The organism is Streptomyces sp. S186 (assembly GCF_051603415.1).
Lineage (GTDB): Bacteria > Actinomycetota > Actinomycetes > Streptomycetales > Streptomycetaceae > Streptomyces.
The window spans coordinates 3,154,523-3,169,003 of the sequence record NZ_CP193932.1 but is presented as its reverse complement, the minus strand read 5'-3'; the positions used below and the strand labels follow the sequence as shown (position 1 = coordinate 3,169,003).

The 14,481-nt window shown below is 70.7% G+C and carries 15 protein-coding genes; 6 read left to right on the top strand and 9 right to left on the bottom strand.

What is annotated here, in order from left to right; all coding sequences use genetic code 11:
• Positions 1-51 precede the first annotated feature (51 nt).
• Positions 52-726: an HAD family hydrolase gene (locus ACRAS8_RS13170; protein WP_438486116.1), complete on the bottom strand. Its 675-nt coding sequence runs from the start codon at positions 724-726 to the stop codon at positions 52-54.
• A gap of 80 nt (positions 727-806) precedes the next feature.
• Positions 807-1,430 (bottom strand): LysE family translocator, encoded by a 624-nt coding sequence (locus tag ACRAS8_RS13165; protein ID WP_438486115.1) that lies wholly within the window; start codon positions 1,428-1,430, stop codon positions 807-809.
• Positions 1,431-2,101: 671 nt separating this feature from the next.
• Here ACRAS8_RS13165 and ACRAS8_RS13160 point away from each other — a divergent pair.
• Positions 2,102-2,593, top strand: coding sequence for a hypothetical protein (locus tag ACRAS8_RS13160; protein ID WP_438486114.1), 492 nt, complete (start codon positions 2,102-2,104; stop codon positions 2,591-2,593).
• Between the two features lie 434 nt (positions 2,594-3,027).
• Here ACRAS8_RS13160 and msrA read toward each other — a convergent pair whose 3' ends face one another.
• Positions 3,028-3,696 carry a peptide-methionine (S)-S-oxide reductase MsrA gene (msrA, locus tag ACRAS8_RS13155; protein WP_438486113.1) on the bottom strand — a complete coding sequence of 223 codons (669 nt, stop codon included), beginning with the start codon at positions 3,694-3,696 and terminating at the stop codon, positions 3,028-3,030.
• Positions 3,697-3,862: 166 nt separating this feature from the next.
• On the bottom strand, positions 3,863-4,996 hold the full coding sequence (locus tag ACRAS8_RS13150; protein ID WP_438486112.1) for a hypothetical protein: 1,134 nt from the start codon (positions 4,994-4,996) through the stop codon (positions 3,863-3,865).
• Between the two features lie 205 nt (positions 4,997-5,201).
• Here ACRAS8_RS13150 and ACRAS8_RS13145 point away from each other — a divergent pair, with 205 nt between their 5' ends.
• The gene (locus ACRAS8_RS13145) at positions 5,202-6,362 is read left to right on the top strand and encodes a cystathionine gamma-synthase (RefSeq protein WP_438486111.1); all 1,161 of its coding nucleotides are present in this window, start codon (positions 5,202-5,204) and stop codon (positions 6,360-6,362) included.
• A gap of 220 nt (positions 6,363-6,582) precedes the next feature.
• Here ACRAS8_RS13145 and ACRAS8_RS13140 read toward each other — a convergent pair whose 3' ends face one another.
• From ACRAS8_RS13140 to ACRAS8_RS13130, 3 genes are all read right to left on the bottom strand, one after another.
• The gene (locus ACRAS8_RS13140; RefSeq protein ID WP_438486110.1) at positions 6,583-6,933 is read right to left on the bottom strand and encodes a hypothetical protein; all 351 of its coding nucleotides are present in this window, start codon (positions 6,931-6,933) and stop codon (positions 6,583-6,585) included.
• A 22-nt stretch (positions 6,934-6,955) separates the two neighbouring features.
• On the bottom strand, positions 6,956-7,423 hold the full coding sequence (locus ACRAS8_RS13135; RefSeq protein WP_438486109.1) for a sigma factor-like helix-turn-helix DNA-binding protein: 468 nt from the start codon (positions 7,421-7,423) through the stop codon (positions 6,956-6,958).
• Between the two features lie 442 nt (positions 7,424-7,865).
• On the bottom strand, positions 7,866-8,372 hold the full coding sequence (locus tag ACRAS8_RS13130; protein ID WP_438486108.1) for a MarR family winged helix-turn-helix transcriptional regulator: 507 nt from the start codon (positions 8,370-8,372) through the stop codon (positions 7,866-7,868).
• 186 nt (positions 8,373-8,558) lie between these two features.
• Between ACRAS8_RS13130 and ilvA the strand changes: the two genes are divergently transcribed.
• From ilvA to ACRAS8_RS13115, 3 genes are all read left to right on the top strand, one after another.
• Complete coding sequence (gene ilvA / locus ACRAS8_RS13125) at positions 8,559-9,833, top strand: threonine ammonia-lyase (RefSeq protein ID WP_438486107.1); 1,275 nt, start codon at positions 8,559-8,561, stop codon at positions 9,831-9,833.
• Between the two features lie 297 nt (positions 9,834-10,130).
• Positions 10,131-11,195 carry an ATP-binding cassette domain-containing protein gene (locus tag ACRAS8_RS13120; RefSeq protein WP_438486106.1) on the top strand — a complete coding sequence of 355 codons (1,065 nt, stop codon included), beginning with the start codon at positions 10,131-10,133 and terminating at the stop codon, positions 11,193-11,195.
• The gene (locus tag ACRAS8_RS13115) at positions 11,192-12,064 is read left to right on the top strand and encodes an ABC transporter permease (protein WP_438486105.1); all 873 of its coding nucleotides are present in this window, start codon (positions 11,192-11,194) and stop codon (positions 12,062-12,064) included. The genes ACRAS8_RS13120 and ACRAS8_RS13115 overlap by 4 nt, the downstream gene beginning before the upstream one ends.
• Positions 12,065-12,212: 148 nt before the next feature.
• Here the strand turns inward: ACRAS8_RS13115 and greA are convergent, their stop codons facing one another.
• Positions 12,213-12,731: a transcription elongation factor GreA gene (greA, locus tag ACRAS8_RS13110; protein ID WP_438486104.1), complete on the bottom strand. Its 519-nt coding sequence runs from the start codon at positions 12,729-12,731 to the stop codon at positions 12,213-12,215.
• Between the two features lie 325 nt (positions 12,732-13,056).
• Positions 13,057-13,473, bottom strand: coding sequence for a DUF4307 domain-containing protein (locus ACRAS8_RS13105; RefSeq protein WP_438486103.1), 417 nt, complete (start codon positions 13,471-13,473; stop codon positions 13,057-13,059).
• A gap of 134 nt (positions 13,474-13,607) precedes the next feature.
• On the opposite strand from ACRAS8_RS13105, the gene mca reads away from it, so the two are divergent.
• Positions 13,608-14,480: a mycothiol conjugate amidase Mca gene (gene mca / locus ACRAS8_RS13100; RefSeq protein WP_221906370.1), complete on the top strand. Its 873-nt coding sequence runs from the start codon at positions 13,608-13,610 to the stop codon at positions 14,478-14,480.
• Position 14,481 lies beyond the last annotated feature (1 nt).

Below are 14,481 nucleotides of genomic sequence, written 5' to 3'. Positions count from 1 at the left end.
AGCGTTCGTCAACTCGCCGCAGGCCCGCTCGTGCGCATCAAGATGATTGGGTCAGCGGACCGTGCCATCTCCCAGTTGCCTGGCCCAGTCCAGCAGTTCGCGTTCGGCCAGGCTGGTGCCCAGCCAGTCGTGGTCGAGGTCGGCTCCTGGAAGGGACGGTACGACCGCGACGTAGAGCCCGGCAGCACGCGCCGAGGCAATGCCCGTGGCCGAGTCTTCGAACGCGACGGAGCACTTCGGGGTCACACCGAGCGTCTCGCATGCCGTGAGGTAGAGATCTGGTGCAGGCTTGGGGGAGCGCACTTCGCCGGCGGCGAACGTGTGGGTGAAGTAGTCGGCGAGGCCGGCCGACCACAGTGCCGCGTCCAGCAGTTCACGGGGGCTGTTGCTGGCTATGGCGATGGGTACGGCTGCCCGGCAGGCGCGCACCAGTTCCGCTGCCCCGGGGAGGGCTGCGGCGCCTCGGGAAAGCTCCTTGCGGACCCTTTCGAGGAGTTCGGAGGCGAGTTCGGCGCCGGCGCCGGGGCGCCCGAGATATTCGGCCATGGCCTCGCCGGCGTCCTCCACGGTGCGGCCGATGACCAGGGCTTTCTGTTCGGGGCCGAAGGGGTGGCCGTGTGCTGCGAAGATGGCCGTTTCCGCAACGGTCCAGCATGTTTCGGTGTCGACCAGCAGGCCGTCGCAGTCGAAGACCACCGCCTCGGCGCTGGTGAGGAGCGTGCCCATGCAGATGTCCTTTCGCTTCAGGTGGCGCAGGTGCCCGTTCGGCGGCACTTGGATCGCCTGCGGTTGCGTCGCCTGGTGCCTTACTGTCCGAGCGCGAGCCGGATGCCGAAGGCGGCGATGACCGTGCCGGTGATGCGGTCGAGGTAGCGGCGAGCCGAGGGCCGTTGCAAGCGGCCTCGGAGCGCGTGCGCGAAGGCGATCAGTGCGCAGGCCCAGATGACGGCCAGGAGGATGTGCACACCGGCCAGGAGCACGCCTGGAGCGAGGTGCGAGGCGCCGGCGGGGATGAACTGTGGGAGCACCGCAACATAGAAGGCGCCCATCTTCGGGTTGAGGAGATTGGTCACGAGCCCTTGCCGCCATCCGCCGAGCAGGATGTCGTCGGCACCTGTCCTGGTCTCGCCCTCGCACCGGGCCTCCGCTGTCGGTGGGCTCTGGCTCGATGAGTGGCGCCGGGTGGCCCACAGCAGTCTGCTGCCCATCCACACCAGGTATGCGGCCCCGGCCCAGCGAAGAGCCTCGTACCCGAGGTGAGACGCGGTCATCAGTGCAGTCACTCCGAGCGAGGTGAGCACGCCCCAGACCAGCGTGCCGCTCTGGATGCCGAGGACCACGCCCCAGGCGCGACGTCGGTGTCCGAGCGCCGCGGTGCGCAGGATGAGGGTGGTGTCCAGTCCGGGAGTAAGCGTGAGAAGTCCCACCATCAAGGCGAAAGTACCTATTGTGTCTGGGGTGATCATGAGCGATCACCCTAGGTCGGGAGCCGCGGGACGTCCACATTTCTGCCCGACATCGGGCAGGGAATTACGGTAATCGACTCTGAACTTGTGCATCGCCATCTCGCGATGACGTGTCCGGGATGCGCCTCAAGCGATGGGGCAAGCCGGTCAGCCTGGACTCCACTGGAACGAGGGTGTCTACAGCCACGACGGCAGTACGGGCACAGGTCTCCCGGCGATCACAGAGCGTCGCAACTCCATGATCATCAAGACCGGTGCCTACTTGGCTGTCGAGGCCCACCGCCGCGCCTATCTGCGCGCCCTCTTAGCGAGGCCCGACCCCCGACCCGTTCCTGGAGCCCGATAGGACGGACCTAGGGCGTGTTTCGAAAGTGCTGTTCACAGCCGCTCGTTGATGGCCGCGACCCAGCACAGTCGCCTCGTGGCGGACGGCGAGTTTTTCGTACCTCGTTGCCATCGCACGATGGCGCCGGATCCGATACACGTCTGAGATCGGAGTGACGGCCCGTTGATACCGGGCCGTGTAAAAAGGGATAACCGCGGCAAGTACTTTGACTCCCGTCCTGCAGAAGCACCTCCCGCAGGATAACCACCTGCAGATCTAGCCTCTGTTTTTGGGAGTTGACATGCCTTCTGTGCGCACCGACGGGAAACGTCGTCAGGTTCGGCGTATCGTCTCGACGTCTATCGCCGCTGTCGCAGCCGTCGGCCTGACAGCGACGGCCGGTCACGCGGCGTCGCAGTCCTCCAGCCATTCCGCAGGAGGCCCGGCCGTTTCTTCCGTCGACGCGTGCCGGAAGAGCAGCAAGGTCCTCTTCTCCGGCCCTGTAGAGGGCGTGCTGAAGTACAAGGCGGGGAAGCTGACCGTCACGGAGAAGATCGACGGATCCAAAGACGTCCCGCACACCGAGGTGTCCGAGCTCTGCCTCACCAAGCAGACGAAGGTGTTCGGCGCCCTTCACATAGGCGATGGCCATCGCCTCACCGTCAACAAGAAGGGCTATGGCACCGCACCGCGCACCCTCACCCAGCTCAAGGAGGCCGCCAAACGCGGCGACGTCGTAGTCCGGGCCGACATCAAGGACAATGCGACCATCAAGATCTGGGAGCACTACCAGCGGGGCTGATCCCGGACCTGGGCCTCGGCCGCACGGCCGAGGCCCCCTGCCCCTTCGTCGGCGATCGCACAGCCGGAGAGGCGGGACCGCCCCACCGTGTGTCGATGTGCCCCTCGCGCACCAGGCCCCTCAGACCCACTCAACCTCGGAGTGGACGTTCGAGGGGCCTCCCTGCCTCGGCAGGGGCGTTCTGGGCACCTCTACAGACGCGACGGATCGCCGAGGCTCCGAGACGTCGACGCCGAGCGCGCTCAGCAGGTCAGCCATCTCAGCTTCTGTGACATCGGTTACGGCGTCGGCGATCCGTCGTAAGGCATCGCTCACGTCACTGGCCGTTTGCGCTGGTCGCGGGCTTGTTCACGGTCAGCGGCAGAAGCTTCTTGCCACTCTGGCTCAGTTGTGGCCATGTATCGAACTGCGGGCAGATGGCGCAGTCGAAGGACTCAGCCGTCCGTCTTGGCCACCCCCACAGGGCAGGAGACGCCCGTCCCGCCCAGGCCGCAGTAGCCGTTTATGTTGCGCGAGAGGTACTGCTGGTGGTACGCCTCGGCCGGGTAGAAGGGGCGGGAGGCGTCGGCGGGGAGGATTTCGGTGGTGATGTCGCCGTAGCCGGAGGAGTGGAGGACGGTGCGGTAGGCGTCGCGGGAGGCTTCGGCGGCCTGCTGCTGGGCGGGGGAGTGGGTGTAGATCGCCGAGCGGTACTGGGTGCCGACGTCGTTGCCCTGGCGGAAGCCCTGGGTGGGGTCGTGGGACTCCCAGAAGAGCTTCAGGAGCGCGGTGTACGGGACGACCGCCGGGTCGAAGACGACGCGGACGGCCTCGGTGTGGCCGGTGTGGCCGCTGCACACCTCGTCGTAGGTGGGGTGGGGGGTGTGGCCGCCCTGGTAGCCGACGAGGGTGGTCCAGACGCCTTCGGTCTGCCAGAACTTCCGCTCGGCGCCCCAGAAGCAGCCCAGCCCGAAGTCGGCGATCTCCAGGCCCTCCGGGTACGGGCCGAGCAGCGGGTTGCCGAGGACGGTGTGCCGGTCGGGGACGGTGAAGGCCGGCTCCGGGCGTCCCTTCAGCGCTTCCTCGGGGGTGGGGAGGTGGTTCTTGAAGCGGGAGAACAGCATGTGAGCGCTCCAGGGAAGGCGAGGAGGAGGGCGAGGGGAGGGCGGGCGGCGGATGTCGGGGATGGTGGGGCGGGGCGGGTGCTGCGGTTGTTGGGGGAACGTTCGGGGGGTGGGCGGCATTCCGGCCGGGGGCGCCGTGTGAGGTGGGGCCCCGATTGAACGGGGGTCAGTCCTGCGGGCGGAAGCCCGTCGAGGTACCGCCGAGCTGTTCCCAGCCGGCGATGGCCAGGGCGCGGTAGGCGGCGTATTCGGCGGCGGGGCTGCGGCCGTAGGACCAGGGGACGGCGCCCACGTGGCCGTCGACGAGGCGGAGCTGTTCCATCGCCTCGGCGTAGCGCTCCGCGCGGACCAGGAACCAGACGAGCAGATGACGGACGTGCGGCGCCATGGGGTGGTCGGCGGGGGCCTCCCTGAGGGCGAAGTGGGCGCCCTCGATGGCGCGCTCGACGACCGCGCTCTGGAAGAGGCTGCGGACCATGTTGGCCTCGGGAAGGTGCTCGTAGACCGCGAAGAGCGGCAGGGCCGGCAGCAGACTCCTGGCCGGGGCCTCGGCGGCCGCGCGGGCGGCGAAGTCCTCGGCGTCCTTACGGGAGCCGTGCCACTTCTCCGACCAGTACGGGAGCGCCGCCACATGCGCGCCCATGTGGTGCGGCGCCCGCTGGCGGACCTTCGACCAGAGCTCTTCGTAGTCGGCGCGGCGCTCGCCCAGGCCGCGGGCGACGGCCAGCTCCGTGATGTACGGGATCGGGCTGCCGGGGGCCAGCAGCGCCGCCTCCCGGCAGACCGTACGGGCCTCCTCCAGGATCATGCGGAAGTCCTGCGAGCCGGGGTCCCGCAGCGCCTGGACGACCAGGAACTGGGCGTGCGTCTGGGCGCCACCGGGGTCCTTGGGGGCCTCCGCGCGCCAGGTGCGCAGCCAGATGCCGCCGGTCCGGATACCGCCGGGGGCGGCGGGGTCCGGGGGCGTCTCCGCGAGCTCGAACGCGGCCGCGCCGGCCAGCGTCTGCACCCGCTGCCAGCGCAGCTCCCAGTCGTCCCCGGTGGCCCGGAGCAGCTCGGCGGCCGGCCGCCAGTCGTGCGTGCGGCGCATCTCGGCGAGCGCCCCGGCCAGCTCCTCGTCGGGGCCGGGCAGCCGGGCGTCGAGCTGCTCCAGGGGCACGAAGCCGTAGCCGGCCATCGGGTCGGCGGCCACCGTGAGGCCCCGTTCGGTGTGCTGGACGGCCCTCCGGCGCCGCATCCAGGGCAGGAAGACCAGACCGCCGATCGCGATCGCGGCGAAGAGCAGCAGTAGAGCGTCCATGTGGTGTGTCCCGGTAGGTGGTGTGTCCCGGTAGGACCGGTACGGGGGTGTTCCGGTAGGAGGGGCGGGTGCGGGGGCAGAGGGCAGGGGCGGTCTCCCGGTCTCCCGTTCTCTGGCTCCTCTGGTTCTCTCGTATGTATCCACTATCGAGTGAAGCGATAAGTTCCGGAAAGTTCAGTCGTGTGGCCGACTACCCTCGGCAGACATGAGCGATCAGCGCGACATGCGCCACCAGCACTTCGAAACCCTTGCCATCCACGCAGGTCAGGAGCCCGACCAGGCGACCGGCGCGGTGGTACCGCCCATCTACCAGGTTTCCACGTACAAGCAGGACGGCGTGGGCGGGCTCCGCGGCGGCTATGAGTACAGCCGCAGCGCCAACCCGACCCGCACCGCCCTGGAGGAGAACCTCGCCGCCCTCGACGGCGGCCGCCGCGGCCTGGCCTTCGCCTCCGGCCTCGCCGCCGAGGACTGCCTGCTGCGCACCCTGCTCGCGCCCGGCGACCACGTCGTGATCCCGAACGACGCCTACGGCGGCACGTTCCGCCTGTTCGCGAAGGTCGTCGAGCGGTGGGGCGTGGAGTGGTCGGTGGCCGACACCTCCGACCCGCAGGCCGTCCGGGACGCGCTGCGGCCCCGTACGAAGGCGATCTGGGTGGAGACGCCCAGCAACCCGCTGCTCGGCATCAGCGACATCGCGGCGCTCGCCGGGGTCGCCCGGGACGCCGGGGCCCGCCTGGTGGTCGACAACACCTTCGCCAGCCCCTACCTCCAGCAGCCGCTCGCCCTCGGCGCGGACGTGGTGGTCTACTCCACGACCAAGTACATGGGCGGCCACTCGGACGTGGTCGGCGGCGCGCTGGTCGTCAACGACGACGCCCTCGGCGAGGAGCTGGCCTACCACCAGAACGCGATGGGTGCGATCGCCGGGCCGTTCGACGCCTGGCTGGTGATGCGCGGCATCAAGACGCTGGCCGTCCGGATGGACCGGCACAGCGCCAACGCGGCGCGCGTCGCCGAGCTGCTGACCTCCCACGAGAAGGTCACCCGGGTCTACTACCCGGGGCTGCCGGAGCACCCCGGCCACGAGATCGCCGCCAAGCAGATGCGGTCCTTCGGCGGCATGGTGTCGTTCCAGGTGGCGGGCGGCGAGGAGGCGGCGGTGGAGGTCTGCAACCGCGCCAAGCTGTTCACCCTCGGGGAGTCGCTGGGCGGTGTGGAGTCGCTGATCGAGCACCCGGGGCGGATGACGCACGCCTCGACGGCCGGTTCGGCGCTGGAGGTCCCGGCCGACCTGGTGCGCCTCTCGGTCGGCATCGAGTCCGCCGACGACCTGCTGGCCGACCTCACGCAGGCGCTGGGCTGAGTTGGTTGGGGGCCTGCCCGGGGTGGCCTGCCCGGGGTGGCTTGGGGCGGGCTGGGTCGGCCTGGGGCGGGCCTGGGTGGCGGTGATCGGCCCGTGGGCCGGCCCACGGTGGCGCGTTCTGCTCCGGGGCCGTCGCCCCGCGCCACCCTGCCCGCGCCGGCCCACAACCCGTTGATCGCCCCTCTTACCCCGCCCCCTCACCCCACCCCCACACCGCCCGTCAGTACCCCTCTACGGGCGGCGTGGTGCGGACCGGTGGTGGGCGCCAGGGGTGCTCGACTCCCGCCCAGGTGAGGAGAGTTAGCAGCGCCAGCAGGGCGAGCAGCGATCCCCCGCGGTGCAGCAGGCGCCGCCGGGCCAGGAGCCGGCGGCCCCGGTCGGCGGCGCGTGCGGCCAGGTCCGGCGGGACGGATGGATACGGCCCGGACCGCAGCATCCGCCGGGCCTCGCTCTCCTTGCGGTCCGGCGCCCGCCACTCCGGCCGCCCGGTCTCCTGCGGCGGAGTGCTCCATCCGGCCACGGCGTCGCCCGGCCTCACCGTCCATGCCGTGTCCCCCTCCGGCGCGTTCATGTCGCGTCCCCCTCCCGCGCGTTCATGGCAGTGCCGCCGTGGCCGGTTGTGGTCCGTGGCTGCGCAGTTCGGCGACGGCGTGCAGGCAGAGGGTGCGCACGCGCTCGGCGGGCAGCCCGAGTTGGGCCGCGGTCGGCTCCTCGGCCACGTCCTCGTGGAGCCGGAGCACGAGTACCAGGCGCTCGCGCGGGGTCAGTCGGGCGAGCAGCCCGCCCCGCGGCCGGCGGTGCCGCCACGCGGTGTGCGCGAACGAGGAGGCCAACTCCCGCCGGGCCAACGCGTAGGGGTCATCGCCGCACAGCCGGTCCCAGCCGGCGTACGTCCGCGCCAGCGCGACGAGCAGCAACTCCTCGGCCACCGGGGCCGGTCGGTCGGCGGGCTCGCCGGTGAGCAGGGCGGCGGCGTGCATTAGCCGGCCCGCCGCGCCCGCGGTGAACGCCTCGAACTCCCGGGCCCGGCGCCGCTCCCGCGCCCGCCGTCGTTCTCCCACCGCGCCCTCCCGGATGACGGACGTCCGGCGCCCCCGGCCCCATGAAGGCGGCGCCCCACGCCCGCCGGACCGCCCCTGCCGCCCCTACAGGCCCCCATCGCACGGCAGTCCGGGGCCGGGGTCAAGAGGTGCGCCAGGAGGTGTGACACGGGCGCCTGCCCCGGAACGACGTGTGCCGGCCCCGGAACGGTGCGCGCCCGCCCGGCTCGGATGGTGCGCCCACGGCCGTGGTTCCCAGGCGGGGCACCGGTCGGTCCCCGTCCGCCGACGTCTGTCCTCCGGCCGACGTCCGTCGCCCCGTCGGGACGATCTTCCCGCCAGGACGACCCTCCCGTCGGGACTGACGCTCCCGTCGGGATGGCCCTCCCGTAGGGACGACCCTCCTATCCAGTACGCCCCCGTACACCCCCGTACGCTCCGTATGCCCCGTACACCCCTCCTGTCAGGACACCGCAGGAGGTCCGGCCGGCGACGACAGGGCCGTGATTTCGGCGAGGGAGGTGTTGAAGCGCGTCAGGAGCGTGGTGAACGCGTCGCGCTCCTCCGCGGTCCACTTCTCCGTGACCATCGCCATCAGCGCGCGCCGCGACGCCCTTACCTCCTCCAGCCGGGCGTGGCCGCGCTCGGAGAGTTCGAGGACCACGGCGCGGCCGTCCTCGGGGTGGGTGGTGCGGCTGACCAGTCCGGCGTCGACCAGCGGCGCGACCTGCCGGGTGACGGTCGAGGAGTCGATCCCCATTCCGCAGGCCAGGGCCTTGACGCCCATCGGGCCTTCCTGGTCCAGGCGGTTGAGGAGCAGATAGGCGGCGCGGTCCATGGAGTTGCGCGCCTGCCCGACGCCGCCGAGCCGGCTCTGTTCGGCGCGGCGGGCGAAGACGGCCACTTGGTGCTGCAGCGCGTCGAGAAGAGCAGAGTCGGTGTGGGTCGTCATGTCCGGAGAGGTGGGCATGGCCGGGGCTCGCTTCAAAAGGAGGGGGCATGGATGGGGAAGACAGGGTACGCGGCGCCGGCCCGGCCCGTACCGGCGCTGCCGCGTACGGCCGCTTTCGTACGGCCGCGGGGCCCCTTCCGGCCCGCGGTGTCCGCTATGCGGCCGGAAAAGGCCCGCAGGTGGCCGAACTGCGAGACTGGCCGCATGGACGACCACACGCCGCATACGCCGTCCCAGCCTCCGGGTTCCGCGGCCGCCGCACCGGCGGCGCTCGCCGGGATCACGGTCGACGACGTGCGGGCGGCGCAGAAGCTGCTCTCCGGGGTGTCGCGGACCACGGCGATGGAGGGCAGCCGCTATCTGTCGCGGCTGGTGGGCGCCCCCGTCCACCTGAAGTGCGAGAACCTCCAGCGCACCGGCTCGTTCAAGATCCGCGGCGCGTATGTGCGGATCGCCGGGCTCTCGGCGGAGCAGCGGGCCGCCGGCGTGGTGGCGGCGAGCGCCGGCAACCACGCGCAGGGGGTGGCCCTCGCGGCGTCCCTGCTGGGTGTGGCCTCGACGGTCTTCATGCCGGTCGGCGCCCCGCTGCCGAAGGTCGCCGCGACCCGCGAGTACGGCGCCGAGGTCCGGCTGCACGGCCAGGTCGTGGACGAGACGCTGGCCGCCGCCCAGGAGTACGCGCGCAAGACCGGCGCGGTCTTCATCCACCCCTTCGACCACCGCGACATCATCGCTGGTCAGGGCACGGTCGGCCTGGAGATCCTCGAACAGTGCCCGGAGGTGCGCACCGTCGTCGTCGGGGTGGGCGGTGGCGGGCTGGCCGCGGGCATCGCCCTCGCGGTCAGGGCGCTGCGGCCGGACGTGCGGGTGGTCGGGGTGCAGGCCGCGGCCGCCGCCTGCTATCCGCCGTCGCTGGCCGTGGGGCGCCCGGTGGCGATCGAACCGCTGGCGACGATGGCGGACGGGATCAAGGTGGGGCGGCCCGGCGATGTGCCGTTCGGCATCGTGCGGGAGCTGGTGGACGAGGTCCGCACGGTCACCGAAAACGAGCTGTCCAGCGCCCTGCTGCTGTGCCTGGAACGGGCCAAGCTGGTGGTGGAGCCGGCCGGCGCGAGCCCGGTCGCGGCGCTGCTGTCCGCGCCCCGCTCCTTCGAGGGGCCGGTCGTCGCGGTGCTCTCCGGCGGCAACGTCGATCCGCTCCTGATGCAGCGGATCCTCCGCCACGGCATGGTCGCCGCCGGCCGCTATCTCTCCTTCCGGGTTCGCCTCACCGACCGCCCGGGGGCGCTGGCCAACCTCCTCGGCGTGCTCACCGTGGCGGACGCCAACGTCCTCGATGTCGGACACGTCCGCATCGATCCCCGGCTCGGCCTCACCGAGGTCGAGGTCGAACTGCACCTGGAGACCAAGGGGCCCGAGCACTGCGCCGAGGTGACCGAGGCGCTGCGCGGGGCCGGTTACGACGTGGTCGCGGTCTGAGGGGCGGAGGCGTTGCCTCCACGGCCGGGACTCCCGAATACCAGACCGACCGAGCCTCGAAAACGTACGATTCGGCATGTCCGTCGTATCCGCTGTAACTGCTGCATCCGCCGGATCCGCCGCATCTGCCGTATCCACGGCATCTGCCGTATCCGCTGCACCGATCGAACCGACCTCACCGACGGAACCAACTGAACCAACCGGAACAACTCGAACAACCGGGACAACGGAACCGACCGATCCAACGGAACCGACCGAACCGGCCGGTAAGCAAAGCCACTCCATGGGGGTACCCACATGCCAGGCGCCATTTACGCCGAAGGTCTGGTGAAGACGTTCGGCGAGGTGAGGGCGCTGGACGGCGTCGACCTCGACGTTCCCGAAGGCACCGTCCTCGGACTGCTCGGCCCGAACGGTGCCGGCAAGACCACCACCGTCCGGGTCCTGACGACCCTGCTCCGGCCCGACCGGGGGACCGCGCGGGTCGCCGGCATCGACGTCCTCGCGCACCCCGACGCGGTGCGCCGCTCCATCGGCCTCTCCGGCCAATTCGCCGCCGTCGACGAGTACTTGACGGGCCGGGAGAACCTGGTGATGGTCGGGCGGCTCTACCAGATGAGCGGCCGCGCGGCCAAGCGCCGGGCCGACGAGCTCCTGGAGCGGTTCAACCTCGCCGACGCCGCCGACCGCACCGCCAAGACCTACTCCGGCGGTATGCGCCGCCGGCTCGACCTGGCCGCCGCGCTGGTCGTCAGCCCGCCCGTGATGTTCATGGACGAGCCGACCACCGGTCTGGACCCGCGCAACCGCCAGGCGCTCTGGGACGTCATCCAGGAACTGGTCGCCGGCGGCACCACCCTGCTGCTCACCACCCAGTATCTGGAGGAGGCCGACCGGCTCGCGCACGACATCTGCGTCGTCGACCACGGCAAGGTCATCGCCCGCGGCACCTCGGACCAGCTCAAGGCCCGCACCGGCGGCGAGCGGATCGAGGTGGTGGTGCACGCGCCCGAGCAGCTGACCGTGGCGGAGGAGGTGCTGCGCGCGGTCGCCAAGGGCGAGGGTGCGGTCGAGCCGCACACCCGGAGGCTCACGTTCCCGGTGACCGGCGGCGCCAAGCTGCTTGCCGAGGTCATCCGCGAACTGGACACCCGCGCGGTGGAGATCGACGATATCGGGCTGCGCCGCCCGACCCTCGACGACGTCTTCATCGCATTGACCGGTCACGCCGCCGAGACGGACACGGAGGCGGAGACGGACGCGGCGGGCGGCGAGGGCGAGGGCAACGAGAAGAGCGACGGCAAAGGGAGTGCGCACGGCCCCGGGGCCGGTGCGGTGAGCGCGAAGGAGGACGTGCGATGAGCGCGGTCGGTCATGCGGCGGGCGGCGAGGCCCCCGCCGGGAGCCCGCGGCGGCGCGGCGCCCTCACCCGGTCCGTGCGCGACTCCCTGGTCATCGCCCGGCGGAACGTCACGCGCATGCTCCGGATTCCCGAGGTCTTGGTGTTCGGGCTCATCCAGCCGATCATGTTCGTGGTGCTGTTCAGTTACGTGTTCGGCGGCTCCATCAACGTCCCGGGTGCGGGCATCAGCCCCTCCGGATACCGCGAGTTCCTGATGGCCGGGATCTTCGCCCAGACCGTCACCTTCGCCACCGCCGGAGCGGGCGCGGGCATCGCGGACGACATGCACAAGGGGCTGATCGACCGCTTCCGCTCGCTGCCCATGGCCCGTGGTGCGGTGCTCACCGGCCGTACGCTCGCGGACCTGGTCCAGACCGCGCTGACCCTGGTGGTCCTCGCGCTGGTCGCCCTCCTGGTCGGCTGGCGCATCCACGAGAACGTCGCCAGCGTGCTCGCCGGTTTCGTCCTGCTGCTTCTGCTGGGTTACGCCTTCTCCTGGATCGGCGCCCTGATCGGGCTGAGTGTGCGCACCCCGGAGGCCGCCACCTCCGGCGGGCTGCTCTGGCTGTTCCCGCTGACGTTCATCTCGAACGCGTTCGTGCCCAGCGACAACATGCCGACGGTGCTGCGGCACTTCGCCGAGTGGAACCCCTTCAGCGCCACCGTGCAGGCGGCGCGGGAGCTCTTCGGCAACATTCCGAAGGGCTATCCGGTGCCGGACGCCTGGCCGATGCAACACCCGGTTCTGGCCTCGATGCTCTGGTCCGTCCTGATCATCGCGGTCTTCCGGACGCTGGCGGTCCGCAAGTACCGCTCGGCGGCAGCCTGATCGGCGGCAGTCTGATCGGCGACCGCAGGACGTCGGGGGCCGCCTGCCGAGGTCAGGCCGGCACCCCGTCCGCACACGCGGAAGCGGCCCGGAACCGTGTGCTCCGGGCCGCTTCCGCTGGGCTTGGGGGATCCGTGCGTCGCGCCGCTCAGCCGGAGATGTGCTTCTTGGCGTCCGAGTAGGGCTTGGCGTCGAGGATCTTCACGGTCGCCTTCTTGCCGTTGGGAAGCTCGTACTCGGCGTCGGCGCCGATCTTCTTGCCGTTCACGCCGTTCCCCAGCGGCGACTGCGGGGAGTACGTCTCGATGTCCCCGCTCGCGTACTCGCGCGAGGCCAGCAGGAACTTCAGAGTGTCGTCCGGGTCTCCGTCGAACGCGATGGTGACGACCATGCCGGGGGCGACCGTGCCGTCGGCCTTGGGGGCTTCGCCGACCTTCGCCGACTCCAGCAGCTGCTTGAGCTGGCGGACGCGCAGCTCCTGCTTGCCCTGCTCCTCCTTGGCCGCGTGGTACCCGGCGTTCTCCTTCAGGTCACCTTCCTCGCGGGCCGCCTGGATCTTCTCGGTGATCTCGGCGCGTGCGGGACCAGACAGGTACTCCAGCTCGGCCTTGAGCTGGTCATACGCCTCCTGGGTCAGCCAGGTGACGTTCTCGCTGGTCTGGGTCACAGGTGCTCCTCGTCGGTACTGGGGATAAATCAAACGCCCTACCAGGAAGGTTTGCGCCTTCACAGGTGGGCGAAACCACGAGCCTAACAATTCCGGCACAAAAGGGGGAAGAGGAATTTCACAGTGTTGGCGCGCGATTGCATCATCGCTGCTCAGGGGCGATCGGGCCGGGCGCGAAGGTCGGCCGTTCGAGTCACCGGGGGCTCACCGGGGCCCGCCGGGGGGCTTCCGCGCGGTGCGGGTACGGTGCGGGCGCGACGGCCCGCCGGCCGCTCCGGCGTCCCGCGGAGATCCGTCCGAAACGCCCTGGTACTCCAGCAGCGCCCTAACCCTTGCCGGCCGCGGAGCCGGTGCAGCCGACCAGGACGGCGTTGGTCGCCCGCTTCGTCGTGCGCAGCGTGACCTCGGTGTCGACCTGTCCGGAGCGCTGGTCGACGGTCACGTCCTTGCGGCCGACCTCGGAGCCGTCGGTGGCCTGCGAACGGATCGTGCACACGCCGGTGTCGTCCTTGTCCTTGACCACTTCGAGGTGGATCTTGACCTCGTGGTCGGAGACCGCGTCCCAGGTGATGATCCGGCCGCTGAGGTCCTGCCCGGAGATGTACGCGACGCCCAGCCAGCCGACCACGCCGAGCAGCACCACGCCGAGCACCGAGCCGACGATCTTGAGCTTGCGGTCCGCGCGCTGGTCCGCGGAGCGGCCGTAGCGTCCCTCGGGGAGCCCTTCGCGCACCGCGGCCATGATCCATCCTCCTGCTGGGGACCGGGAAGCGTCGGACCCCCGGGGGGTCCCCGCCCCAGGGAAGGAATACAGCGCCCCCTCGCTTCGGTCACTATAGGAGGCATCTTCTCCGGCCTTTCACTGAGGATCGAGTCTTGACTGAGCAGCTGCGATTGATGGCGGTCCACGCCCACCCCGACGACGAGTCGAGCAAGGGTGCGGCCACCATGGCCAAGTACGTGTCCGAGGGGGTGGACGTGCTGGTCGTCACCTGCACAGGGGGCGAGCGGGGCTCCATCCTCAACCCCAAGCTCCAGGGGGACCCGTACATCGAGGAGCACATCCACGAGGTGCGCAGGAAGGAGATGGACGAGGCCCGGGAGATCCTGGGCGTCAAGCAGGAGTGGCTGGGTTTCGTCGACTCCGGGCTGCCCGAGGGCGACCCGCTGCCGCCGCTGCCCGAGGGCTGCTTCGCCCTCCAGGACGTCGAGGCCGCGGCCGAGCGCCTGGTGAAGCTGATCCGTGAGTTCAAGCCGCAGGTCATCACGACCTACGACGAGAACGGCGGCTATCCGCACCCGGACCACATCATGACCCACAAGATCACGATGGTGGCCTTCGAGGCGGCCGGCGACCCGGAGAAGTACCCGGAGGCCGGCGAACCCTGGCAGCCGCAGAAGCTCTACTACAACCAGGGCTTCAACAAGCCGCGCACCATCGCGCTGCACGAGGCGCTGCTGGAGCGCGGCATGGAGTCGCCCTACGGCGAGTGGCTGGAGCGCTGGAAGCAGTTCGAGCGCCGCGAGCGCACGCTGACCACCTACATCCCCTGCGCCGACTTCTTCGAGATCCGCGACAAGGCGCTGATCGCCCACGCCACCCAGATCGACCCCGACGGCGGGTGGTTCCGGGTGCCGATGGACATCCAGCGCGAGGTCTGGCCGACGGAGGAATACGAGCTCGCGAAGTCGCTCGTGGACACTTCGCTCCCCGAGGACGACCTCTTCGCGGGCATCCGCAACAATTGAG

What these genes read in the sequence shown, in the direction of transcription:
- ACRAS8_RS13170 (WP_438486116.1), bottom strand. Translation starts at nt 726, where the DNA reads ATGGGCACGCTCCTCACCAGCGCCGAGGCGGTGGTCTTCGACTGCGAC.
- ACRAS8_RS13165 (WP_438486115.1), bottom strand. Translation starts at nt 1,430, where the DNA reads ATGGTGGGACTTCTCACGCTTACTCCCGGACTGGACACCACCCTCATC.
- msrA (WP_438486113.1), bottom strand. Translation starts at nt 3,696, where the DNA reads ATGCTGTTCTCCCGCTTCAAGAACCACCTCCCCACCCCCGAGGAAGCG.
- ACRAS8_RS13150 (WP_438486112.1), bottom strand. Translation starts at nt 4,996, where the DNA reads ATGGACGCTCTACTGCTGCTCTTCGCCGCGATCGCGATCGGCGGTCTG.
- ACRAS8_RS13145 (WP_438486111.1), top strand. Translation starts at nt 5,202, where the DNA reads ATGAGCGATCAGCGCGACATGCGCCACCAGCACTTCGAAACCCTTGCC.
- ACRAS8_RS13140 (WP_438486110.1), bottom strand. Translation starts at nt 6,933, where the DNA reads ATGAACGCGCCGGAGGGGGACACGGCATGGACGGTGAGGCCGGGCGAC.
- ACRAS8_RS13130 (WP_438486108.1), bottom strand. Translation starts at nt 8,372, where the DNA reads ATGCCCACCTCTCCGGACATGACGACCCACACCGACTCTGCTCTTCTC.
- ilvA (WP_438486107.1), top strand. Translation starts at nt 8,559, where the DNA reads ATGGACGACCACACGCCGCATACGCCGTCCCAGCCTCCGGGTTCCGCG.
- ACRAS8_RS13120 (WP_438486106.1), top strand. Translation starts at nt 10,131, where the DNA reads ATGCCAGGCGCCATTTACGCCGAAGGTCTGGTGAAGACGTTCGGCGAG.
- ACRAS8_RS13115 (WP_438486105.1), top strand. Translation starts at nt 11,192, where the DNA reads ATGAGCGCGGTCGGTCATGCGGCGGGCGGCGAGGCCCCCGCCGGGAGC.
- ACRAS8_RS13105 (WP_438486103.1), bottom strand. Translation starts at nt 13,473, where the DNA reads ATGGCCGCGGTGCGCGAAGGGCTCCCCGAGGGACGCTACGGCCGCTCC.